Raw genomic sequence first — 24,624 nt, 5'->3', positions numbered from 1 at the left:
TCATTTCGCTAATGTTGTTTATTTATAAAACACTTTATCAACGTTATATTTCGCTTTGTACTTATTAATGATGTATGTTTCGTAAATTTCTCTTTCAGTTGGATCTTCTACGATACATGCATCGATACGGTATACTTCATCACGATTATTTTTGATTGGTGAAACATTATCTTCAAAATGCTTTTTAATACGTTGTCTAATTTTACGAGCTTTACCTACGAAAAGAAGTTCGTCATTAATATTGTAAAACATAAAAATGCCGCCTTTATCTCTAGGGAACAAGTGGAAATCGATAAAACCGTTAATTGGAGTAATTAATGGCTCGTCTCCTTTAATAACTTGGTTACGTTCAGTAATTGAAACATCAGCTTCAGGAATATTAATTTTAATCAAGTTCATTCACGTCCTCTTTTATTATAAAGATAAATAATAGCATAAGTATGTAAGAAAAGCTATGTTAAGAGAGATATTTCATTTTATAATTCAAATATTATAGGTATATCATGTAAACTTTTTTTCCAAATCATATGATCGTTTGATTCGCCCCAATAATCCTTCAGCACATAACTAGGTTTTCCAAACTTTTTTGTCCATATACTTTGTGCTTTTTTGTATCCACTATCTAAACAGCATTCGATTATTCCTCTGCTAAGTAATGTAAGATACATTGTATTTAGTAGTAAACTCCCTATACCTTTTCTTTGATACTCCGGAAGTATAAATACAGTTCCTATTTCATACAAATCCTTAAGTACACCGTCTGTACAACTATTAATCAATGCACTTGCTGGACCGATTTCAATCGTTCCAATGATTTTATCGTTACTTGTATCTATTGCTAATAAAAAGTAACGACTTTCTCCATTACTATCAAAATCATTTTTTAAATATTTCTTTTTCGAGTTAATTTCATTTTCTATGTCATCTAATAGATGTGATAACCCTTCGTTTTTAAATGTATTAGTAATAACAAGACGAAAAAACAAATGTAATTCATCTAAATCATTCGAATTCGGCCTTCTAATTTCAATGTTATACATGGCTTACATCTCCAATTTTTAAAAATATATGAGAAAGTGTATTTGTTCAAAAAGATTTTATGCAATTGCTAAGACCATACTTTATATACTCTATTCATTATTATTCTACACAACTCTGCATAGATCCAGCAGTATAAAAAACTCAGTATAAATATTAATGTAATAACTTTTATATCCATAGTCGTATGAATAGTAGGACCAAGTACAGGAAAACGGAAGATATCGAGAATGATCATAATTCCTATAAGTAGACATATCGCTGAAAAGGAAATTACCCAAATCCTCCTCTTGAATTGTAAAAAGGATACTCCTAACGCTACACCTAATAAGCCTGTAGTAAAGGGAAAGACAATTAGTTCACTTGGCTCAATAATGAATAATAGGAAAATAGTAAGAATATAAGAAAGTACTCCCTCACGAATAGAATAACAAATAGCCAGAAAAATCGGTAGCGTCGCGAAAGGACTAATAAATAACCCAATTCCAGGGATTAAGTTCCCCGCAGATTGAAAAATAGCAGCAAATGAACCGAGTAATGCTGTAATGACTAACCTACTTGCAGGCGTCACCTTTCTTTTATGAACAAAATTCACATCCTGCTCTATCATCCATTGATACCAATAGCTTCTAAAGCGATTCATCAAATTCCCCCTAAAGAGACTTAATTCAACACTTTCTATTTTTATTCAAATACTTATTGGTTATGTTTTACTTTCTGCTTGTTAGGAATCACTATACAATAGATGTTTATCCATAGAAGGTTTTTTAAGAGGCGCTAAGTCGTGCGTTTGAAAAAGTATGAATTCCATATATTTTTAGACTAAGAGTTTATACCGTATCATGGAACAATTTCAAAAATAGTACCTTTGTTAAATTCAGTTACTTTCATAGAACCATAAACTCCTAAATATAATCTAGTTTGATCTAAGTTTGTTCCTAAACTAACATAATAAGCTGCTTGAGTCCCAAAATCATAAGTGGTTTCAATAACATGAAAATCATTACGTTTCCCGTCTAGAGCTGCTCTAGTAAAAGCTAACACTCCCTTTACTGGAGATTGAAATTCTTCTTTCTTAGCAAGATCAGTAAACACGATACTACCAGTTAAACTAGGAATTGTAGTTCCCATATATGGTTGTACTCCTGTAAGTGAGGTTCCTCCAAACTTATCTGCTCTGGAATCTTTATGAAAATAACTAATTAGGGGCTGTATGCGCCTCACTGATGTTTCTATTGTTTCATTATAATAAGCCATTGTTCTCTCATCCAAAGTAGGATTCTCAGAACAGTGCCTTATAAAAGAAGTAGGAAATTCTCCTTCCCATCCTCGCCAACCAAAATTAATAAATCCATCTTGATTGGGAGTGGATCTCATTAAATGCGTTTGAACAAGTTCGGTAACCGGTATGGGTTTATAATAAACAAACGAAAAAATAGACTCTACAATATCCTGCCCGACATTTCCAGCATTTTTGATATATTGATTATAAAACCTTTGAAATGAAATACCTGTTATATTCCGAACTCCTTTCGCAATTACTGTAAGTGTTTCTTGTATAGATAAAGGAAACTCATTAAAGCGTGTAACTACTGGAGGGTTATTTATGAATGTATTTTTACTTACATCAATTTCAATTATTTTGCCCGCTATTTCTAAATCATCCTGGCTTAAATTAAATGGATCATAACCCGATCCACCATCTCCATTTGTAAAAACAAGTTTTCCACTCTCAGGTGAAAAGTTTAAACTATTGACTCCGTTATGATTAAAAAAGGGCCTTCTTATGTTAAGTAATGTCCGTCGTTTTTGAGGTTGACTATGTGATTGTAAAATCCATTCCTCAACCGTATCAATATGATCATATTGAGTATCTCTATTTACCCACTTTAAGTTTAAAGTTTTCGGATCACACGGATTAGGTTTAAAAGGTTCAGAAAGGGCACCCGGACCTTGAGTGCCAGCTACTGAATAATGAAGGTAAAATAAACCGTTTTGATAAAATTGTGGATGAAACGCTAGTCCTAGCAATCCTCGTTCATCATAACCGCTACTAGAGACACCTTCTTCAAACGTGCCTAATTTGATAATTCGCGGGCGAATATCTAAAAAAGTCCTTATAACTCCGTCTCCTATGTAAAAGATTTCTCCTACCTGGGTTGCAATAAATAACCTTTCAATTGAGTCACCTGGTAGTATAGTTGTTTTCAAAACAGTAGGTAAATTGAACTTACTTGCAATGGGTCGTAAACTAACCTTAACTTTTGTCAACTTACTTTACACCCCTTTAATTGCGTTTTATTAAAAGAATATGATTAGAACTGTTCAATTAGTATCCAATTAGGGACTAGGGAATTGGATACTAGTTCTGACTGCGCTGCTTTTCCTGCTTCTCCATATAACTACGCATCCGTCGCATATATTCAGGTGCGTCCATTCGATTCCCTGCGATCATTTCAATAATACAGAGTCTTTTGGCGCTTTCCTTTTCAGCATGGATTATAGCCTGATCAAGCTCTCCATAGGTCCGGACCGTAACGGTAAACGCGTTACCTCCAAAAGCTTCGGCTAGCTTGGTGTAAGACCATTGAGGGATTTCGTTGTACTTTTGATCCTCTGTTTTGACATTTAAATATCTCTCGATTGTATAACCATCGTTGTTCAAAACAAAGATTATAGGCTTGCAGCCGTAATAGAGCATAGAACTGATTTCCTGTGCCGTTAGCTGCAGGGCACCGTCACCTGTAAACACCAATACTCGGCGTTCCGGCGCGGCCATAATAGCACCTAACGCCGAAGGGATTGCGTAACCGATAGACTGCCATCCACCTTGTCCAATATATGTTACATTGCCCGGCAGTCTGACCTCTCCCATTCCATAATAAAGCGTTCCGGTCTCGGCGATTACAATATCCTCCTCTTTCAGCATGCGCTGAAAACGTGGATAATAGCCGTCCGCCATTAGAGGTCCGTCGGCAATAGTTGTGAATTGCTCATAAGGGAATGACAATTTTTTTGTCAAACCTTTGCCTGTATAACTCAACTTCTGCACAGCAAGTAGCATGTCGGCTGCAAGAACATTCGGATATTCCGCCTCAGCGATTTTAACTATATCTGGTTGAATATTGACAGTTATCAGTGGGTTCAGCTTTGCGGTAAAACTTGCGGTGTTTGTATCCGCCCATACCATACCAATCGCAATGATACAATCTGCATTCTCCACTGTACTTTGGACTTCAGTCCTCCCGAAAGAGCCTAAATACATTCCGATATAATTTGGATGGTTCTCGTCGAATCCGCCCTTCCCGTACATCATCGTTACAACAGGCACATTCATTGCATCGGCTAGCTGCCGAGTCGCTGTCTGAAGGCCGAATCGCATCGTTTTCACATCCACCAAGATAACTGGTCGGTGGGAACGTTCCAAAAGCAGACGGACATTATTCACTGCAGCCTGAAGGGTATTCGGGTTGGATGTTGGACGTGGTGGTGCCGGTTCTGTCCAGACTTTAATCGGCTTGATCACTAAATCATTAGCCACAACCAGGTATACCGGCTTTTTCTTTTCCTTAGCAATGCGAATCGCAGTCTGAATCTCAATCTTGGCATTTTCTGGTGTAAGCACGGCAGTATAAGCCGTTATCTGCTCATACACCTTGCGAAAGATGTCAAAATTTCCATCCATTAAGGTGTGGTGCATCAGCTTATGCTCTTTTTGATCCTTCTCAGGAGGGGCACCCACAATGTGTATTATTGGCACATGCTCGCTGTTGGCTCCCGCTATCGCATTGCATGCACTGAGCTCCCCGACCCCAAATGTCGTAATAAGAGCCGATATTCCTTTGATTCTTGCATAGCCATCTGCAGCGTAGCCCGAGTTTAGTTCATTTCGTCCTTCTATAAAACGGATGCCGTTATAACATTCCAAAGTATCAAGAAGTGTAAAATTATAGTCCCCTGCGACACCAAAAATTTCGGTTATGCCCTCCAGTTTCAGGCAATCGAACAAATACTGGCCAACCGTTTTTTGATCAGGTCCCCTTTGTAAACCAAAGCTGCCCGTATTAATCATGTTGTCCATCGCTTGCTCACTCCTTATCTATTTCTTTGGCTTGTTCTATTTTATAGTACCCTTTTTGATAATTCCCTTTAATTAAACCGGTTATCCGTTGTGCAACAATTAATGGAGAAGAAATAATCATTATCTCTGGAGAAAGTCATAAAACAGGAGAAGGAGAAGAAATACTAAAACATTACAGAATTTACGATACGGGAAAGCCCACGCAGGACTTTAGTCCGTCTTTAGACGTGGGATGAAAGCATCGTTTGTACATAGCAAAACATGGTATACTTTATTCATAGTCATGCAAAAGACGTAAAAACATTTGAGAACCTACAATCTGTACGGTATGGTAACAGTACCGTAGCCCACGAACCTATATGGTCTGTTGTGGGAGTGGTGATGACACACCGCAATCTTGCACGTCAACGATACCAGAAATGGGCTTCGCCTTTGGCCTTTGGTAGCAAGAATCCCGCTGACGTTAGTCAGCTGGCCCCTTTAGGGGTGGGAGTGTCAAACTGGACAAGATTCCTTACATCGGTGAAATCACCTCTGGTCAAAAGAATGTATTAATTAATACTCTAATGCTTTCTTTAACTCTTCTCGATCACTTTTAGCCCACTTTGTTTTACGGTGAAGATTTTTGTACAACCATATATTACAACTACATTCTTCGTATTTTATATATTATCAATAAAGAGTTCAGAAAACCCATAAATAAAAAAACGAGTGCTGTGAAGAAACGCACTCATTGAAAGAAATTTACCAATCTCGACGATTATCGCAATCACAGTCACGATCATGATTACGTCTACGACGACATTCATCACAATCACAGTCGCGGTCACGTCTACAACGACGGTTATCACAATCTCTATGTCTGCGTCTGCAAAACATTAAATCATCCCAAAATCTATCACAATCTCGGAAACGTCTGAAATTACCATTACATCCCATAAATATAATTACCTCCTCTTAACTTTAGGATTCATCATATTCTATGCTAAAAAACAAAAATAGCTTGTTTACTAGCCTGCTTTCTGCATTTTAAAGTAATAATATTATTATCTAATCTTTAAGTTTCAAATCTATTTCATCCCTTAACAACAAACAAGACGCTAAACCGATCACGGCAGCGCCTAAAACAGTAAATATAAATTTAATCAAAAATCATTTATCCTCGCATTTACTTATTCCTTTACTTCCATAGCTCATTCATGAAGTCAGCTGTATTACTAGGAACGCTATATTTCTCATTCTTTTGCTTAGCCTTTTTCTTCAGCCTTTTCTCTTCTTGAAAAGCTTGCAAATATCATGCTCCTCACTCTGTTTTGCAAATGTCTAGCTTACTTTTAAAAACTTTGTAACAGAACCTTAAAAATGATAAAAACCCACGAAGAAAATGCATTTTCTTCGTGGGTTTAGTTATTTAAATGGACTTTCACCTAACTCAAGAAGCATCCGCACCTTCAAACTGACTATTATAAAGCGAAGCATAGAAACCATCAGCTTTCAATAACTCTTCATGATTACCTTGTTCTACAATATCTCCGTCTTTCATGACAAGGATTAAATCTGCATCACGTATTGTTGATAATCTATGAGCGATAATGAAGCTTGTTCTACCTTCCATAAGGTTTTCCATCGCTTTTTGAATCAGTACTTCTGTACGAGTGTCAATGGAGCTTGTTGCTTCATCGAGTATTAATATTTTCGGATCCGCTATAAGGGCACGTGCAATTGTTAGTAGTTGCTTTTGTCCTTGGGATACGTTGCTTGCTTCTTCGTTTAGTTCCATTTGATATTTATTTGGTAATGTTTTTACGAAGTTGTGAACGTGAGCTGCTTTCGCTGCTTCAATTACTTCTTCGTCTGTAGCATCGAGTCTACCGTAACGTATATTTTCCATGATGGAGCCGTTAAATAGCCAAGTGTCTTGAAGTACCATACCAAACATGTTGCGCAGGTCTTCTCGCGTGAAGTCTTTTATATCGTGACCGTCGATACATATTGCACCGCTGTTTATGTCATAGAAACGCATTAACAGTTTTACAATCGTTGTTTTACCAGCTCCGGTTGGTCCGACGATTGCTACCTTTTGTCCAGGTTTAATGTTAGATGAGAAATTATTGATGATGATTTTATCTGGATTGTATCCAAATTGAACATCTTGGAAGGTAACTTCTCCTTGAACTTTTTGCAGCTTCACTGGATTTTCTGCTTCTGGTACTTCCTCTTCTTCTTCTAAAAATTCGAAGACTCTTTCTGCAGCAGCTGCAGTAGATTGAAGTACGTTCGCGATTTGTGCTACTTGAGCGATTGGTTGCGTAAAGCTTCTAACATATTGCACAAAGGCTAAAATGTCTCCAACTGCGATGGTTCTCTTTACCGCAAGCCACCCGCCTAAAATAGATACAGCGACGTAACCGATATTACCGATAAATGTCATAATCGGCATCATCATTCCAGATAAAAATTGAGATTTCCATGCGGAATGGTAAAGGGTATCATTTACATTTTCGAATTTTTTCACTTCTTCTTCTTCTTTGTTGAAGGCTTTTACGATATTGTGACCACTATAAATTTCTTCGACCTGACCGTTTACGTGTCCTAAATATTCTTGCTGGGATTTGAAGTATTTTTGTGATCGTTTTACGACTGCCATGATGAGAATCATCGATACTGGCAATATTAAAAGCGCCACTAATGTCATTTGCCAGCTGATTGATAACATCATGATAAGTACACCGATGATTGTAATAACGGATGTGATGATTTGCGACATACTTTGGTTTAAAGTTTGGCTCACCGTATCTACGTCATTTGTAATTCTCGATAATACTTCGCCGTGCGTTGTTTTATCAAAGTATTTCAGCGGCATACGGTTAATTTTTTCATCGATTTCTTTTCTGAAGTTATAAGATACTTTTTGAGCTACTCCAGAAATAATGTACCCCTGGATAATACCAAACACAGTGCTCAGTATATATAATCCAAGGAGTAAAATGACAATGTTTCCGATATAGGTAAAATCAATGGCCGCACCGGGTGCTCCTGATACTTTGCTTACGAGTCCTTCGAAAAGTTTTGTTGTCGCGTTTCCTAAAATTTTTGGACCAACGATTGTAAAGGCTGCACTGCCGATTGCGAAAAGGATAACGATTAAGATTGATAATTTATAGGGCTTCAAGTATTGAAGGAGTTTATTCATCGTTCCTTTGAAGTTTTTTGCTTTCTCAATCTTTCTCATGCCGCCGCCCATAGGACCGCCACCGCCACCGCCAGGACCAGGGCCGCTTTGTTTTCTATTTTCTATTTTTCTATCACTCATGATGACAACTCCTCTCTTGAAAGTTGTGATAAAGCAATTTGCTTATAAACTTCACAGTTTTCCATAAGCTCTTCATGAGTACCAGTTCCAATTATTTTTCCTTCGTCAAGTACAATAATCTTATCGGCATTCATGATTGTACTGATTCTTTGGGCAATAAGTAAAATAGTACTTCCTGTAATCTCATTGTTTAAAGCTCTGCGCAATGCTGCGTCTGTCTTAAAGTCAAGAGCTGAGAAACTATCATCGAATATGAAGATTTCCGATTTTTTCGTAAGAGCACGCGCAATAGAAAGTCTTTGTTTTTGACCACCGGAAACGTTCGTACCACCTTGTGATATTTCTGTGCGGAAGCTTTCAGGTTTCGCGTTAATAAATTCCATAGCTTGCGCGATTTCCGCCGCTTTTTTGAGTTCTTCTTCAGTCGCTTCTTTTTTACCATATTTTAAATTACTCTCGATTGTACCCGAGAAGAGAACTCCTTTTTGCGGTACATAACCAATTTTCTCTCTTAATTCCTTCTGAGATACTTCTCTAATATCCGTGCCATCTATTAATATTTGGCCACTTGTGACATCGTAAAAGCGTGGAATTAAGTTGATTAATGTTGATTTACCACTACCTGTACTTCCGATGAAAGCTGTCGTTTCACCAGGTTTTGCAGTAAAGGTGATATTGGAAAGCACATCTTCTTCTGCACCTGGGTATCTAAAGCCAACATTTTTAAATTCAACGTAACCTTTCTTGTCTGAAGCAAATGTTTTCGGCTCTTTTACATCACTAATGGTAATGTCAGTATCTAAAACTTCTGCGATACGTTGTGCGGAAACTGAAGCACGTGGAACCATAATAGATACCATTGAAATCATTAAGAAGGCCATGATGATTTGCATTGTATATTGCATAAATGCCATCAAATCACCAACTTGCATATGTCCCATATCCACTTGGTGTGATCCAACCCAAATAATAAGTACAGTAACGGCATTCATGATAAACATCATCATTGGCATCATAAATGACATTAAACGGCTTACAAATAAATTTGTTTTTGTTAAATCTTGATTTCCTTTTTCAAATTTCTTTTCTTCATGTTTTTGAGTATTAAAAGCACGAATAACTAGCATACCGGTTAAAGATTCACGAGTGATTAAGTTAATTTTATCTACTAACTTTTGGATACGCTTAAACTTAGGAATCGCGATGCTAAATAAACCAATGACTAGGCTTAAAATCGCAATTACCGCAACTGCGATAATCCATCCCATTGAAAGGTCTGTAGTAAGTACTTTAATAATGCCGCCGATACCTAAAATTGGTGCATAGAATACAATGCGAAGCATCATAACCATAAGTGTTTGAACTTGTTGGATATCATTTGTACTTCTTGTGATTAGAGATGCAGTGGAAAACTTATCAAACTCCGCATTCGAGAAGTTTGTAACTTTCCGGAATACTTTCTTTCTAAGGTCTCTGCCGAGTCCTGCAGCTACTTTTGCAGCAAGTAAACTCACGATAACGGTAGCTGCCATACTTACTAAGGATAAAAGTAGCATTTTCCCGCCGGAAGTAAGGATGAAATTGGATTGAAGCTTATCTATATTGATACCGATCTTTTTATACTCATTCTCAATGAATGAAACGGCTGATTGAGTTATCATGCTGCCTGGCATATTCTTAAACTTTTCATCTGCCTTTTCTTTCATTGCATTGATTTGATCTTGAGGAAGTTTCGCAATGATTGCAAAAGGATCTGTATTTGGCGGAAGTTTCGCTGGTGTGTTGTTGTCACCTGTCGCAGCAGGAGAGAAAGCAGATGAGCCACCTTTTTCAATTCCTTGTGTAATTAACATTGGTTTCCCAAAGATATCGTTAAGTTCGTTAATTATTTTTTTATCTTCTGTATGTAACTTATAAAGTGGCTCTTTATCAAGCTGCGGATAATCTTTTAAGTCATTTTTTAGTTCACTTTGAGAGAGGCTGTTCTTATCTAAATGTACATAGTTGTCAGCAACTTTTTTCTTCTCATTTTCATTCATAAAGAGCGTAAGTTTATCCATTTCACTTTTACGAATAACCTCAGGTACTGCATTTTCTAGACCTTTTTGTTGAATCCCTACATTGACAATGTTAGACATGTAGTCTGGCAGTGATAGATCGCATACTGCCTGTACAGTTAAAAGACATACAACTGCAATGATGGAAGCAATAAATGGTTTTAAATGTTTGATGATCTTTAACATTTAGTTCATCTCTCCATTTTCTTTGTCTAATTTTTTTAGTTTTTACTCCGCTTCTCTCCTTTATTCTTCGTATTCTCAGTAATTCATTCTAGCAGCTCTTTACGTATTTTCGACTACAGATTAATTTTATGACTATATGAAGATATGATGCACCGAAAATAGGCTCTTTTTTTCAAAAACGTTTTTTATATTCGGCAAATTAGCAGTAATAGACTTACCTTTGATCAAACATGTTTATAAACCAACATAACGTACAGGAAATCGACTTTTCTCTTGTCGAAATTTACTTAGCATACAGTGGTCATATATTTTCAAGAATAACGGAAGAATATATAGAAAATGCTACGATCAACTTAGGGGGGACAACCTTGTTCAATCAAATAGTAAAAGCTGTACCCAATTTATTTACGATTGGAAATTTATTGTGCGGTGTTTTTTCAATTACCATGAATATGAGTGACTATTTGGAAGTAGCCTCCATTTTTATTTTCTTTTCAGCTGTTTTAGATCTCCTTGATGGAAGAATTGCGAGAAAATTAAAAGTGAACAGTGAGTTTGGTGTACAATTGGATTCCTTAGCTGATATTGTTAGTTTCGGAGTTGCTCCTGCACTTTTATTTCATTCGATAGCAACACCATCTATTTTAACTTCTTTGGCATTTATCCTTTTCCCAACGATGGGTGCTTTAAGATTAGCTAAATTTAGTGTAAAACCAACCATTGGATATTTTAAGGGATTACCTATTCCAGCTGCTGGATTACCATTGGCCGGTATGGGATTGTTTTCATATAGCAATGCATGGATTACATTAATCCTCGCTCTCTTAATGGTAAGTCCAATTAGGTTTAAAAAACTTTAATTGGGATCCCGTCTATCGCTTTAATTTCATTTGTGGAACGGTTCGCTAATATCCATCAAGTTGAGGGTTTTGATGTTATTCATCATTTTACGAATGCAGCGATGGGACAGACTTTAAAGAGCTTACCTATTGTAATTGCTCATAATAGATTGTGAAATTGAATAGCCTCCAGTTTTTGAGGCTATTGTTTATATTTCTGATATGTATTTCCGCCTCTATATTGAACGAATCCACCTTTCTTCTCTAATACCTCAAACGATAAAAATGCTCTTCGTTGCTATAAAGGGAAAAAAATTTTCGTTTTGTGGGTTATCTATTTTCTTAGCTTGATAACGATGTGGTGGTACCCCTTGTTTAAAAGAACTCCTACCTCCCAAAATACTTAGTTACGCCCAAATAACATAACAAAAAGACTAGGAAATCACTCCTAATCTTTTTGTTTATTACTATTCCATTGCCCCAGCAACATTATAATCATTTAAATCTAATTCAATCGGTTGCCCTAACGCAAGTTTCGCAAGTTCTGATCCTAAGTATGGACCTGCTGTTAATCCTGAAGCACCTAATCCGTTTGCAATGAGTATGCCTTCAAAATTAGGGAGTGGGCCAATAACAGGTAAGAATCCTGGCGTAAATGGCCTGAAGCCAACTCTAGTTTCAAGCATTGTACCATCTTCTAAACCAGGCGCTACTGTTAACGCTTTATGGAATACTTCATGTAAACCACCAGCTGTTACACGGTGATCGAAACCAATATCATTCTCATGCGTTGCACCAATTACAACATGGCCATTCTCAAATGTTAAAATATATTGATCGTTCGGCGGCATAACAACTGGCATATTTTCTGTTGCTGTATTTTCCATTTGCAAATGAACAATTTGTCCTTTTTGGAACGTAACTAAGAAATTAATTCCTAATGGATTCAAGATTTCGTTCGCCCATGCGCCTGCAGTTACCATTACCTTTTCCGCTACAATTGTTTCGTCATTTACTTTAACTCCCGTAATATGATTCCCTTCACGGACTAATACTGCATCACCTTTTATGAAAGTTGCACCATGTTTTTTCGCAGCGCTTATTAATGCGTTGCGTAATAATCTTCCATTTACTCGTGCAGCGCCACTAATATGAACAGAACTATATTCTTCCGATAATGCTGGGAATAATTTTTTCGTTTCTTCAGCTGATAAGCGAGTGATTTCACCAATCTCTGGTGCATCTTCACGGCGTTTATACGCTCGCTCTTCCATTTGATCTAGTTTTTTCTCATCAGTATGTAAACTAATTGCACCTACACGGTTGTAACCTGTATCCGTTTCACCGTCTTCTTCTAATTGCTGAATTAACGAAGAATAGTAACGTGCACCGCCTTTAACGATTTTATACCATGCTTTATTACGACGTTGCGACAGCCACGGACAGACAATACCTGCTGCTGCATCAGTTGCTTGACCTAAATCTTGACGATCTACAATAGTAACCTTCGCACCAGCCTTAGCAAGATGATAGGCAGTAGATGCCCCTAAAATTCCAGATCCAACTACAATATACGATTTCATTTCAAACACCTTTTCTCTTTTGCTAATTATTTAAATATAAGAACATACTTTAGTATACTGAAAGGAATCCTTTTTTCAATGTGCAAAGTGTAATTAATTGTTGCATCATTGTGACGTTCCTAATCATTATTTTTTCTTCTTACGGAATAATTCAATTGTTTTATAGCCTTGTGAAAGGATTTCAATCATTTTCTCAAGACGTTTATCGCGTGTTTTTTCTTGTTTCACAGAAAATAAATTACGTGCCCAATCTTTTTGATAACCAGGAGTTAAACTTTGATAAAACTTAAGTTCAGCTGGATGATTAGCCAATAATGCTTCAACATCTTGAATACGGTCTGCATAATCAGCAACACATTGACTCGCTGCAGGTGTTTTCTTCGCTTTTTTCTTTTCACGTTTTAAACCTACAACTGTAAAGACATCATCCATACTTACCATTCGCGCAAATTTAATTTCACTTTCCCCCACATATCCATCATCTCCAACGTTTAATGCCGGAAACATCTCATCACGGTGAATAAACGTACTGTAACGAGCATTACCTTTTTTCGGATATGCGAAAAACACGTAACCTTTTTCAATTAGTAATTCTTCATTACTAATAATAAAATTCGTTTGTTTCACCATTTCATCAAGTGTTTCAACAAAAATAAAAATAGCATCATGTTCTTTTGAAAATGAGGTTTCTTTACCTGTGAAAATGTCATAATCACTTGGTTCGTTAATTACGACCATATTTGTATACTTATTTAGTTTCAATTTATCAATAACTGACATTATAATCTTCCTTTGCATCCAATATTCATTTTATATACTTCTTTATACTGTTCTAGTGTATTATATCTATTAAGAAAATTAAACTTGAAATCGTATCATTCTGTTTCAATAGACCATAATTTTTTACTATAAGTAGTGGTTTTATGCCGTATGTAATCCGAGATGAAGGGCTAGTTTTGCAAGGAGATAATCTTTCATACATATGAAGAAGCTGAGGAAACGTTAAAAACGTTAACTATACCGCAGTTTCCGAAACATATTAGACGAAAACCATTTAAACCAAAAATAATAAAAATAGCCGATTCTGAATAAGAACCGGCTATTTTTATATTCACAACTCAATAGCAAATAAAGTATATAAAAGCTCTTTATATTGATTTTCTGTAATTTCACGCTTCGTTTTTTCTCCATAAATAATTTCAGTTAAAATAGTATTCGTTAATGAGACATGGCCAAAGTTCGTCAATTTTACTGCAATGGGTCCTTTATTGAAAATAGATTTCTCATCTTCTATCACTCTTCTTTGAACATCGTTTACTACTGTCTCATCAATAATATGTTTATAAAAAGCATGACAAACTTTCCATTCTCCATCAACATCTATTCTTTCTAGAACATAGTTTCCTTTACTCGTATCTTTTTGTCTTACTCGATACGAACCGTTTTTAGAAGAAACAAGTTCGCCAGTAAACGGTACTGGCACAAGAGGTACTAATGAAGCAATACCTACATCAATTAAGTACCTTACGTTTTCGTAATTTAAAATAATTGTTATATGCCCATCTTCAAGTGCCCAAGCGTTTATATCATTTTTATATACGGTACCTAGTGCGAGTTGTACATCATAACCACTATCTTTTAAAAAATAGTAAAAAAGAGTATTTAATTCATAACAAAGCCCACCTCGAGAACTAGTTAAAATTTTCTCTTGTAAGTTTTTCATAGAAATTGTATTCGCATTACTTGCTATTACATTTAAATTCTCAAACGGGATTGTGTGGGCAAATACAAAGAGTATTGTACTTAATTCTTCAAATTTTATTTCAGTACGTTTTTCAAGGTTTAATCTTGTGAAAAGTTGATCTTGTAACTTTGTCATATTCAGCACCCCTTAATAAGTTATAAATTAAAATAATATATGCTGATTGTAAATTTGAAGGGATATAGTAACAATGTACATTTGCAGTTACTGTACCGGTACAAAATTTAAATTTGAAAAACATATTTATATAAAAATACAAATAAGAGGCACCTTCACGGATGCCTCTTTCGAATTACATTTTATATCTTTATTTCAATGAGCTTAATTTTTCAATTGCTTGTTGCTCAGTTGCTAAGAAAAAAATATCCTTACCTTTATTACATTCATAAATGAAATCTTTTAGGCTTTTACTAGTGTACATAGAAAAATCCCCGATGATAGCAATTTTCACGCTGTAATTAATAAACTTTTGAAGAATATCACCCGCAAGACGTGTTTTTAAGTCAAAGAAACTTTCACTTATTAATGATTTATTGATAGCAATCCGCTTTGAATCCGCTTCATATTGAACTGTTGCCATGAGATCTAATGCAGATTGAACGTCGGATATTAATACTGTATCGTTTCTGACGACGGCAATATTTATTCCGCCAATTACTACTTTCTTTATTTCCATAGTCTCACCCCTCTATAATTTATAAAGTATATATTAAACATGCTGTGTAGATCTTCATTAACACACATAAATGATTTGCCCCTGGCTCGATAACCTCTATTTCATCGTAAATAAATATTGTTTTAAAACTTCTCATACGGTCAATGAAATTAAGGGTAATCTATCTTTTTACTATTTTTGGAAATTTATCTCTCCACAATAACTTAATAAATTATCAAAAGAAGTAATCTCGGCATATGGTTTAGTATCGGTATTATTCTTAATCATATTAGGATTGAACCATATGCCCTTTATATTTGCATTTTGACAACCAGCAATATCCTTTTCTAAGTCATCTCCAACAAATAGTACATCTTCTGATTGTACATTTAGCTTATTTAATGCTAATTCAAATATGAGTTTGTCAGGTTTACTAAATCCCGCTTCTTCAAAAATAATGATTGTATCAAAATAACGATTCAAATTCGTGTTAATTATTTTTTCTTTTTGCCTCTGAGTTGAGCCATTTGTTATAATTCCAACTTTAATATGTGACTTTATAGTATTTATGATATTAATAGTTTTTTGGTTTATAGAAAAACATTTCGGGAAATTATTATTCCAAAAGTCTTGAATGTAATTGCGTGGTAATCTATATTTCGGTGGGAATTCATCAAAAAACGATTCCAAAACCTTTACTTTATCACTATGACCATAGCTTTTTTTATCATATCCCTTGAATTTCTGTAACATTTCGTTTTTTACTGCATGTTGTTCAACATCCCCATAAAACTCCTCTAAAATAATGGAAAACAGTTTATCTACTGCCTTATCCCTATCAAGTAACGTATCATCTAAATCAAATAGCATAGCTTTATAACTCCTCAAATAATTTCACAACCTTTCTCACATGATTTAAATAATCCCTTGTTCGCACCTTAGGCCTTTACTAAATTAGCAAAAAAACTACAAAGTTTGTGGCGTACGCTCTAGAATTTCGCTGGCCTCTTTTATATTTAAATTCATCTCCCTTTCCCCTTCTAGTAAAGTATCGAAAGTATATTATCAAACAGTTAAAAAAAACTACATACAATTTACATTATTATACATTATTTTTTTGTAAATATTAATCGTTCAGCTTTTTATATGATAAGTTTTTTCAAGCACACAAATATTTCTCCATAAAAAAGGAATATGGGTAATAATCCTTTTTTACGGAGAATACACAATCTTGAAAAGGGAGTTAATACGTTAAACGTCCTATGAAGTTTCCTACTGTATCTCCACATAAACTCCAGATAGTAAGGCTATAATGACTACCAGAGGTGATATTATGAAAAACTATCATATTCTCGTGGTAGAAGACGATCAAGAAATTCAGGAATTAATTAAACAATTTTTAATGACACAACAGTATACAGTTGTAGTTGCATCAGATGGATTAGAGGGTATGACACAATTTAATAAGCAATCCTTTGATTTAATTCTTCTAGATGTAATGATGCCCAATCTTAATGGATTTGAAGTATCCAAGATGATTCGAAGTCAGTCAAACGTACCAATTATTATGCTAACTGCATTGGAAGAAGAGGAAGATCAAATGAAAGGGTTCGATCTTGGAATCGATGATTATATAACAAAACCCTTTTCGTTTCATGTTTTGATTAGACGAGTCGAAGCTGTACTTAGAAGAAGTTATGATAAAAATGTAAATAATCATTTGGTATTTAAAGAAGTGCGTATCGATGTTGATGCATATAGAGTATATGTAAATGACGTTGAAATTTTATTAACGACAAAAGAGTTTGAAATTCTACAACTACTATTTCAAAATGAGAGAAAAGTACTCACAAGAGAAAATATCGTAGAAAAAGTTTGGGGGTACGATTATTTTGGAGAAACACGAATAATTGATACACATATTAAAAACCTACGTAAAAAGTTAGCTATCCCTTATATTAAAACAATAAAGGGTATTGGTTATAAAATTGATGAATAGTATTGTGAAAATCATGAAGATGAAGCAAATTACTTATAAACTCTTTATGACTACCTCTCTCATTTTGTTATCCTTTGCAGTATTGATTTATTTAACTTTATACTTCTTTCTCCCTACGTTTTATGAGCAATACAAAACAGATCAACTTCAAACAGGGATAAAAGAAATCATTGATAAATCTAAAGATCTTACGTTTCAAGATGCGATACCACTTTTTGATGAATATGCAAAAAAAAATAATGCGATGCTTTATCTTCAAAATAATGAGGGAATAATTAAATACTCTCCTTCATTTTCTTTTACTCAAAATGGTTCGCAAACAACAGTAGTTACTAGAGCCACACGGTTCGAGAATGCAGGTACCCTTAGTAATTCATATAACGTTACGAAACCAATTCAATTCCAAGATGGTAGTTTAACGCTTATAGTCTTTGCTACATTTCAACCAATTGATGAAGCTTCACAGGTTTTAGTACGCTTTCTCCCCTATATTAGTATCATTGTACTCATAATTGGTGTAGGGAGTGCTTATTTCTATTCCAGGTTTATTACAAAACCACTTATTTATATTAATGAGGGTGCACAAAAGATGGCAAATTTAGATTTCTCCGAAAAAATTGAGGTTCGCTCTACAGATGAGTTAGGAGAATTATCTAATAGTTTGAATGACATGTCTATTAACTTACAACAAGCTATGTTTGATTTAAAAAAAGCAAATCAACAATTAAAAAATGATATTGAAAAAGAACGAGAAATAGAAACAAAACGCAGAGAGTTTTTTGCGATTGTAGCACATGAATTAAAGACCCCTCTTACTGTAATGAAAGGATACTTAGAAGGGATGATATACAATATTGGCCCTTATCAAAATCGTGATCAATATTTAAAGAAAAATCATCAAATTATTGAAAGTATGGAACAATTAGTTCGTGAAATTTTAAGCATGTCGAAATTAGAACAACACACCTTTAAACTAAAAGTAGAAGAAGTTAATCTTTCGAAGTTAATAGATACAATCACAAAAGATCTCGAATTTTTTGCTTCTCAAAAAAGCATCCAAATAATAAAAGAAATTGATTCTGATCTTTCTGTTTATACAGATCGTGTTCTTTTTGAAAAAGCATGTAAAAATATTATCCATAATGCGGTTATGTATTCACCACATAATGAAAAAGTCTATATAAAGTTAAGTGAGGATTCTAAACAAGGTCAAATCAAAATGCAAATTATGAATACAGGTGTCAATATTAAAGAAGAGGATATACAACAAATTTTCAAACCATTTTATCGAATTGAAAAATCAAGGAATCGAAATACTGGAGGAAGTGGTTTGGGGCTATATATTGTTAAACAAATTCTTGAAACGTTAGATATAAAGTATTCTATAAAGAATATGGAACGTAGTGTACAATTTAGCATGAACATTCCATTATCTAAACAAAAAACAAACAAACTCCCCTCTTAGTAGGACGAGTTTGTTTGTTTTTTGTAATTTTAGTATTGATATTTTTCGAGTTACTTTTTAAGCAATATTGGGATTAGCTTTTTTACCAATCCACATACCTAAGCCCACCATGCCAAGCCAACAGCAAATTGCTAACATAAACATCAATCGTTGTACGGATAACCCTTCAATCTGCATTTGACCCTTCCCAACAATTGTTTGGAAAAGTTGCGACCATTCGACATCGTAAAACACCCCTACTCCCACAATCACAATCAATGTAAAAAATTGTAAAAATATATTCCCCATATTTCTCCATGTTGTGTAAATGAGTAAAGAAAGCTCTCTATGTGTAGCATTCACCATATATACTTTCATATTATTTTGAGAAGAAATACTATTAATGGCATAGCTTCCAAATGTAACGCTAAGGACTATAAATATTGGAGAATAAAACCCGAATATCATGATTAAAGTACTTACTAAAAACAAATGGATTGGATTAACTTTCTTAGCAGCTTTGATATCTAAAAATATGGACATCAAAATCCCTAATAGGTATGGTCCAACTACAATGAAAATACAGGTTAACATGTTATAGAAAGTAAAACTATAAAAAATACCCATCAAAAATAAATATCCATTTCCTAATCCAAGTAAAAATGATTCTGCCTTTAAGCGGATTGGTAAAGAAGATGAAAGTTTATGAAAGAACTTTCCTTTCAACAAACTCAAAAACATGAAACAAATAAGCGCTATAGAAAGTAGAAAAAAATAAAAAATATATTGTTCATTATTTATGTTACGACTTGTTCGAATCAAAAGAATAAGCATTGAGACAAAAAGAAACTTTCCTACAACCGATACGATGGATATAGGTAAAAGCCCTTTGGCTAACTCTGTTCTCGGCATTTTTTTTATAGCAAAAAGGATACTGATTAAACAAATCCCATATATGCATGTTATCAGCGGCGGCGATAAAAAACTAATCGCTAACAAAACGATTATTAGTAAAAGAAAAACGATACCAATAATAATCGCTTGTTGATTTTTATTATAAACCTTTCCCCCGCCTTCCACATGTAGAAACAATAAAGTACTCGTCATGGTAGAAATTGTACTAACTGCAAAACCAGAAACTAACGCACTTATTTCTAGCCATCTTGAACTCCATCCAAAGAAAGTAACACTAAGTAATGATACTATCAGAATAGAAACAGTCCAATATAAGGAGCGGTGAATCCCAGCCTTATTCACAATAGGTATCCAGATAAACACACCCGTCATATAAGTTGTATAAAACAGGATTGATGGCCAGTATCCCTCAAAGCCTTTCGAAATCTGTAATCCATAAACAATGTAAATAAGCATGGGTGTAAAGATAGTCGTTATTAGTAGACTAAATGTAGTTATACTTTGCACCACAAGTCTTTTTTGCTTTGTCGTATGTATCGTATAACACCTCACTTAAAATGAAATCAGTAGTTGTTATTACTTATTCTGTCCGGAACGAGGTTGTTATATATGCGCAATCCAATTGAAATTCCCATTACGAGGTAAACTCAATCTAAATCCACATTAAATTAAGTGGCGTGCAAAAAAGATGGATTTTGTGATTCTTATAAATAAAATTAATGGATATATTCAAAACCTTAATCATAAATGGAACAAATGTGTTACTTAGATTGTCTATTACGTATAAAAAAGGTGCTTTTGGTAGTTCTCTCATTTTGTAATGCAAGAAACACAAGATGAGTGCTATCCTGTGCATTTGTTAATTGTATAGGTATGTAAAATACCTATACAAAATCCATATATTCTTGAAAGAGGTTGAAAATGTATGATAGTTTCAAAGAAGTTTTTTCACATCGCACATTATAAAAAGATGCTCCCTGTAGTATTACTTTCATGTGCAACGCTTATAGGCTGTTCCAATAGTAATATTCAATCCGCACCACCGAAACAAACCAAACAAGAAAATACAAGTAATCATTCTTTTGTAAAGCTGGAAAAAGAATATGATGCTAAACTTGGTATTTATGCATTAGACACAGGTACGAATCAAACCGTTACTTATCGTTCAGATGAACGGTTTGCATACGCATCTACCCACAAAGCCCTTGCTGTGGGAGCACTGTTACAAAAGAAATCAATAGAAGATTTAGATCAAAGAATTAAGTATACTAGCAAAGATCTTGTGAATTACAATCCAATTACTGAAAAATATGTAGATACAGGTATGACTCTGAAAGAGCTTGCGGATGCTTCCATTCGATATAGTGATAATACTGCACAAAATCTTATTCTTAAACAATTAGGTGGGCCAAGTGAATTCAAAAAATCACTGAGAGAAATAGGAGATACTGTCACAAATCCTGAACGTTTTGAACCAGAATTAAACGAAGTGCAGCCAGGAGACACTCGTGATACTAGTACCCCAAAGGCATTAGCTACTAGTCTTCAAGCATACGCGCTAGGCGATATACTTTCAGTTGAGAAACGGAACTTTTTAATAGATTTGATGAAAAGAAATACAACGGGGGACAACTTAATTCGTGCTGGAGTTCCAGGAGAATGGGAAGTAGCCGATAAGACCGGCTCTGGGTCTTATGGAACAAGGAATGATATTGCAATCATTTGGCCACCAAATAAAAAGCCAATTATTCTTGCGATACTTTCTAATCATGCGAAAGAAGATGCGAAATACGATGATAAACTTATTGCAAATGCAACTAAAATAGTGTTAGACGCTTTAAAAGTAACAAATAAATCATAGTAATGAATTTAAGCTGCTCCTACTTTACGGCACATATAGTTTTAAATACTTGTACTTAATCTAAACGCTAAGAAATGTAAGCGTGTTTTCAGGCAAAGAAGGAGGCAAAAGCCTCCCTCTTCTCCTAATCGAACTCTCATCCCATTCCTAAAGAAGACGACGCCACATCGTAGTGGTCTTTCAAGTTCGAATCTCCTATTTAGAGTTAATATTTTACGTTTCCTTTCATCTTCAACCATTCTAATGCTCAATCATATTACGCATATTTTTAGATTTTCCATTTGTAGCTATATTAATCGAGACATTTAAATCTAATTCTTTATTTTGAAGGGATATCCCCCCCTCTTTTTTATATCGTTTCCACAATTTGGAATTCTGCCGATATAAGGAATGTGATAACTGATACGTGTCAATCCCTCTTTCGATTCCTTTTCGGTACGTTTTTTTAATTTCTTTTTCAACTTGGTCCTCTGCAATTTTTTTAATATCATTTACAGGCATAGAATTTATTAATTGAAAAATATCAGCATCGAAATGGATGTTCATAAGCATACGTAACTTTCCATTTTTAATAAAATGCTTTGTATCTATCTTTGGATTTTTTAATACTATATGTCCAATGATTTTCTTGTTAAATTTTAATAGTAATGGAGCTCGTTTGGTATTTTCATCCGTCCATCGAACCCCAGCAATATCATGGCTGTTTAAATGATTTATATAGGATTTATCGTTTATAAAACCATAACCACTAAATTTTAACATTGGAAATGATGTATGTCCTTTTTTCCAATATGTTTTAGTCGTAGCTAAGAATGGAATGCGAGTTGTCATCCCAGGTTCATAATAATTTCTTTGGAATTTATATAAAGGTAAAGGATCTATTATTGTATATTGCTTGGTTATCTCTTTTGGTAAATTAATGATTGTATATAATTGAGAAATATTTAATATATTATTGTTCGCTAATATATTTTCTAAAGGCTCCTTAGTTCCAAATATCCACATAGTATCTCGAAATTGAAAAAACCGAGAAAAAAAATCATTAAATTGATTTAAGTCACCATGTTTTAGAAATCTCTCTGTTACAACAATTGTTTTGAGATGCTCCCATGAGATTTCTTGTTGAGCACCCTTATAAAAATCAAATGCTGCCTCATCTAAAATGGGGCCTTTTCCCTTTCCGATATAGGCCTGGCTGTAATTACGGGTAGTGCTCCCTTCTTGTTTAGCTATGTTAGAAAAATTAATAAATTGCGGACGGATGATATAGTTATTATCTTTAAAATCGATACCTAGACTATTTATATACAAAACGTGATGCAACTCTCTTTGATCCCAACACCCTGTTAGAAACGTACACATCATAAAAAGAAATATAACTATTCTTTTATTTTTCTTCATCGGTACTCTCTCTTTTCCTTGTATTATCTTGCGTATGCAATTCTTTAGGTCTTTTTTTCATATACGTGAAAGGAAGTCTAAATGTGGCTGCTAACATACTTTTAAACACAGGGGGTGAATATGGTGTAAAGAATGGAACTCCAAAAGAGCGTAAATTTACTACATGTATCACCATCACAAGGACACAAAAGATAAATCCTACTATGCCTAATAAAGAAGATACTAAGAATACTACATACCGCAATATACTTATTATTCCTGTTACTGACTGATTAGTTAAAGCAAATGTCGAAACAACCGAGATTGCTATTATAATGACCATAGATGCTGAAACAATTCCTGCACTAATAGCAGCTTGTCCAATAATTAATCCCCCTACAACAGATAATGTTTGACCGAATACGGCAGGAACACGCAATCCTGCTTGTCTCAAAATTTCAAATAAGGTCATCATAATTATCCCCTCTAAAGGAGCTGGAAAAGGAATCCCTTCTCTTGATAAGCTTAATGTAGCTAGCAACGTATAGGGAATCTGATCTGGATGATATGTAATTAGTGCTATCCAAATTCCTGGAAGAAATATAGAAATTGCTATCCCCAAAAGACTTACAAGTCGTACAAAGCTACCGAATATGTAGAAAAGATCTTGATCTTCAGATGTATTCACAAAAAAAGGAAATGTAACTGGTGCAATTGTCGCTGTTGGTGACCCTTCAACCAGTAAAATAAAACGCCCATATAGCAAACAATTCACAGTATAATCAGGGCGCCCTGTATATTCAACTAAAGGAAATACACTAAATTGATTGTTTGTGATTAACTCTTCAATTTGTGCACTTGAAACAACCCCGTCTATTTTAATTTGTCTTAATTTTAATCGAACTTGATTAATGATATCTTGGGATGCGACATCTTTTAAATACAGGAGTGCTACTTTAGTTTGTGTTCTTTCTCCAATAATAAATTCTTCATAACTAAGAGAACTCGTTTTTAGTCTTTTTCTAATTAATCCTATATTTGTGTTTAACTCTTCAACAAATCCATCACGTCCACCACGAATGGTCATCTCTGTATTTGTTTGTTCAACCGATCTGGTAGGTATTTGGGCAATATCAACTATATATCCATGTTTAGATTCTTCAAAAATAATAAGGAGGTTACCTTCAAATATAATCTGAGAGATAGTTTCATTCGAATTTACCATATCTAATTTCTTTACTGATAACTGGGGAATTAATGTTGAGAGGTTAAACTCTTCTATTGAATTACTTGAAAGCTCTTTGCAAACATGGGATGATGTGGCTTGTTTTAATTTTGTATTGTCAATTAAGTTTTGACAATACATAAACAATACTGAATTCCTTTTTTCTTTCTCATCCAATTCACGCTTTATTACTTTTACATCGTTGCATCCTTCAAACCACTCTAGTATTATCTTCTCATTTATTTCTACTTGTTTGTTCATCTACGTTGTCTCCTTCAAACTCAGC

The 24,624-nt window shown here is 34.5% G+C and carries 21 protein-coding genes; 5 read left to right on the top strand and 16 right to left on the bottom strand.

The genetic code is table 11. From position 1 onward, the window contains the following. Positions 1 to 18: 18 nt before the first annotated feature. From DN408_RS21845 to DN408_RS21810, 8 genes are all read right to left on the bottom strand, one after another. Entirely contained in the window at positions 19 to 399 is a 381-nt protein-coding gene (locus tag DN408_RS21845; RefSeq protein ID WP_002013261.1) for a nucleotide excision repair endonuclease, read from the bottom strand. Positions 400 to 476: 77 nt separating this feature from the next. Further along, the gene (locus DN408_RS21840) at positions 477 to 1,040 is read right to left on the bottom strand and encodes a GNAT family N-acetyltransferase (RefSeq protein WP_016127053.1); all 564 of its coding nucleotides are present in this window, start codon (positions 1,038 to 1,040) and stop codon (positions 477 to 479) included. 68 nt (positions 1,041 to 1,108) lie between these two features. After that, the gene (locus DN408_RS21835) at positions 1,109 to 1,681 is read right to left on the bottom strand and encodes a YybS family protein (protein ID WP_016127052.1); all 573 of its coding nucleotides are present in this window, start codon (positions 1,679 to 1,681) and stop codon (positions 1,109 to 1,111) included. A gap of 197 nt (positions 1,682 to 1,878) precedes the next feature. Continuing rightward, the gene (locus tag DN408_RS21830; RefSeq protein WP_147740396.1) at positions 1,879 to 3,309 is read right to left on the bottom strand and encodes a PQQ-dependent sugar dehydrogenase; all 1,431 of its coding nucleotides are present in this window, start codon (positions 3,307 to 3,309) and stop codon (positions 1,879 to 1,881) included. 91 nt (positions 3,310 to 3,400) lie between these two features. Beyond that, positions 3,401 to 5,119: an alpha-keto acid decarboxylase family protein gene (locus tag DN408_RS21825; RefSeq protein WP_050000464.1), complete on the bottom strand. Its 1,719-nt coding sequence runs from the start codon at positions 5,117 to 5,119 to the stop codon at positions 3,401 to 3,403. Between the two features lie 744 nt (positions 5,120 to 5,863). Continuing rightward, positions 5,864 to 6,058: a hypothetical protein gene (locus tag DN408_RS21820; RefSeq protein WP_002099904.1), complete on the bottom strand. Its 195-nt coding sequence runs from the start codon at positions 6,056 to 6,058 to the stop codon at positions 5,864 to 5,866. A gap of 493 nt (positions 6,059 to 6,551) precedes the next feature. Then, positions 6,552 to 8,432, bottom strand: a complete 1,881-nt coding sequence (locus DN408_RS21815) for an ABC transporter ATP-binding protein (RefSeq protein WP_078178931.1) — start codon at positions 8,430 to 8,432, stop codon at positions 6,552 to 6,554. Then, on the bottom strand, positions 8,429 to 10,675 hold the full coding sequence (locus tag DN408_RS21810; RefSeq protein WP_147740395.1) for an ABC transporter ATP-binding protein: 2,247 nt from the start codon (positions 10,673 to 10,675) through the stop codon (positions 8,429 to 8,431). The genes DN408_RS21815 and DN408_RS21810 overlap by 4 nt, the downstream gene beginning before the upstream one ends. Before the next feature lie 368 nt (positions 10,676 to 11,043). Between DN408_RS21810 and pssA the strand changes: the two genes are divergently transcribed. Both pssA and DN408_RS31765 read left to right on the top strand, forming a co-directional pair. Beyond that, positions 11,044 to 11,535 carry a CDP-diacylglycerol--serine O-phosphatidyltransferase gene (pssA, locus tag DN408_RS21805; RefSeq protein WP_002085344.1) on the top strand — a complete coding sequence of 164 codons (492 nt, stop codon included), beginning with the start codon at positions 11,044 to 11,046 and terminating at the stop codon, positions 11,533 to 11,535. Positions 11,536 to 11,567: 32 nt separating this feature from the next. After that, positions 11,568 to 11,690 carry a hypothetical protein gene (locus DN408_RS31765; RefSeq protein ID WP_002032342.1) on the top strand — a complete coding sequence of 41 codons (123 nt, stop codon included), beginning with the start codon at positions 11,568 to 11,570 and terminating at the stop codon, positions 11,688 to 11,690. 291 nt (positions 11,691 to 11,981) lie between these two features. Here DN408_RS31765 and DN408_RS21800 read toward each other — a convergent pair whose 3' ends face one another. From DN408_RS21800 to DN408_RS21780, 5 genes are all read right to left on the bottom strand, one after another. Next, on the bottom strand, positions 11,982 to 13,097 hold the full coding sequence (locus tag DN408_RS21800; protein WP_078178933.1) for an NAD(P)/FAD-dependent oxidoreductase: 1,116 nt from the start codon (positions 13,095 to 13,097) through the stop codon (positions 11,982 to 11,984). Between the two features lie 126 nt (positions 13,098 to 13,223). After that, positions 13,224 to 13,877: a YdeI/OmpD-associated family protein gene (locus DN408_RS21795; RefSeq protein WP_002085348.1), complete on the bottom strand. Its 654-nt coding sequence runs from the start codon at positions 13,875 to 13,877 to the stop codon at positions 13,224 to 13,226. 331 nt (positions 13,878 to 14,208) lie between these two features. Continuing rightward, positions 14,209 to 14,976 carry an arylamine N-acetyltransferase family protein gene (locus tag DN408_RS21790; RefSeq protein WP_016127048.1) on the bottom strand — a complete coding sequence of 256 codons (768 nt, stop codon included), beginning with the start codon at positions 14,974 to 14,976 and terminating at the stop codon, positions 14,209 to 14,211. Positions 14,977 to 15,166: 190 nt separating this feature from the next. Further along, positions 15,167 to 15,535 (bottom strand): DUF4180 domain-containing protein, encoded by a 369-nt coding sequence (locus tag DN408_RS21785; RefSeq protein WP_002127579.1) that lies wholly within the window; start codon positions 15,533 to 15,535, stop codon positions 15,167 to 15,169. Positions 15,536 to 15,706: 171 nt separating this feature from the next. Beyond that, on the bottom strand, positions 15,707 to 16,384 hold the full coding sequence (locus DN408_RS21780; protein WP_147740394.1) for an HAD-IA family hydrolase: 678 nt from the start codon (positions 16,382 to 16,384) through the stop codon (positions 15,707 to 15,709). Positions 16,385 to 16,847: 463 nt separating this feature from the next. Between DN408_RS21780 and DN408_RS21775 the strand changes: the two genes are divergently transcribed. Together DN408_RS21775 and DN408_RS21770 are read left to right on the top strand one after the other, a co-directional pair. After that, a complete protein-coding gene (locus DN408_RS21775) occupies positions 16,848 to 17,513 on the top strand; it encodes a response regulator transcription factor (protein ID WP_000800741.1) in 666 nt (221 codons plus the stop codon). Then, positions 17,506 to 18,978, top strand: coding sequence for a sensor histidine kinase (locus tag DN408_RS21770; RefSeq protein ID WP_002168308.1), 1,473 nt, complete (start codon positions 17,506 to 17,508; stop codon positions 18,976 to 18,978). Before DN408_RS21775 ends, DN408_RS21770 begins: the two co-directional genes overlap by 8 nt. 57 nt (positions 18,979 to 19,035) lie before the next feature. Here the strand turns inward: DN408_RS21770 and DN408_RS21765 are convergent, their stop codons facing one another. Continuing rightward, on the bottom strand, positions 19,036 to 20,328 hold the full coding sequence (locus DN408_RS21765) for a hypothetical protein (protein WP_078179087.1): 1,293 nt from the start codon (positions 20,326 to 20,328) through the stop codon (positions 19,036 to 19,038). Between the two features lie 469 nt (positions 20,329 to 20,797). Between DN408_RS21765 and bla the strand changes: the two genes are divergently transcribed. Next, positions 20,798 to 21,733, top strand: a complete 936-nt coding sequence (bla, locus tag DN408_RS21760) for a class A beta-lactamase (protein ID WP_016127046.1) — start codon at positions 20,798 to 20,800, stop codon at positions 21,731 to 21,733. A 240-nt stretch (positions 21,734 to 21,973) separates the two neighbouring features. On the opposite strand, the gene gerXC is transcribed toward bla, so the two are convergent. After that, positions 21,974 to 23,134, bottom strand: a complete 1,161-nt coding sequence (gene gerXC / locus DN408_RS21755) for a spore germination protein GerXC (RefSeq protein WP_016127045.1) — start codon at positions 23,132 to 23,134, stop codon at positions 21,974 to 21,976. Beyond that, positions 23,121 to 24,599 carry a spore germination protein GerXA gene (gene gerXA, locus DN408_RS21750; RefSeq protein WP_016127044.1) on the bottom strand — a complete coding sequence of 493 codons (1,479 nt, stop codon included), beginning with the start codon at positions 24,597 to 24,599 and terminating at the stop codon, positions 23,121 to 23,123. Before gerXA ends, gerXC begins: the two co-directional genes overlap by 14 nt. Between the last annotated feature and the right edge of the window lie 25 nt (positions 24,600 to 24,624).

The organism is Bacillus sp. AR13-1 (assembly GCF_008042285.1).
GTDB lineage: Bacteria > Bacillota > Bacilli > Bacillales > Bacillaceae_G > Bacillus_A > Bacillus_A mycoides.
The sequence above is the reverse complement of the archived record's forward strand: the minus strand, read 5'-3'. Positions and strand labels throughout refer to the sequence as shown.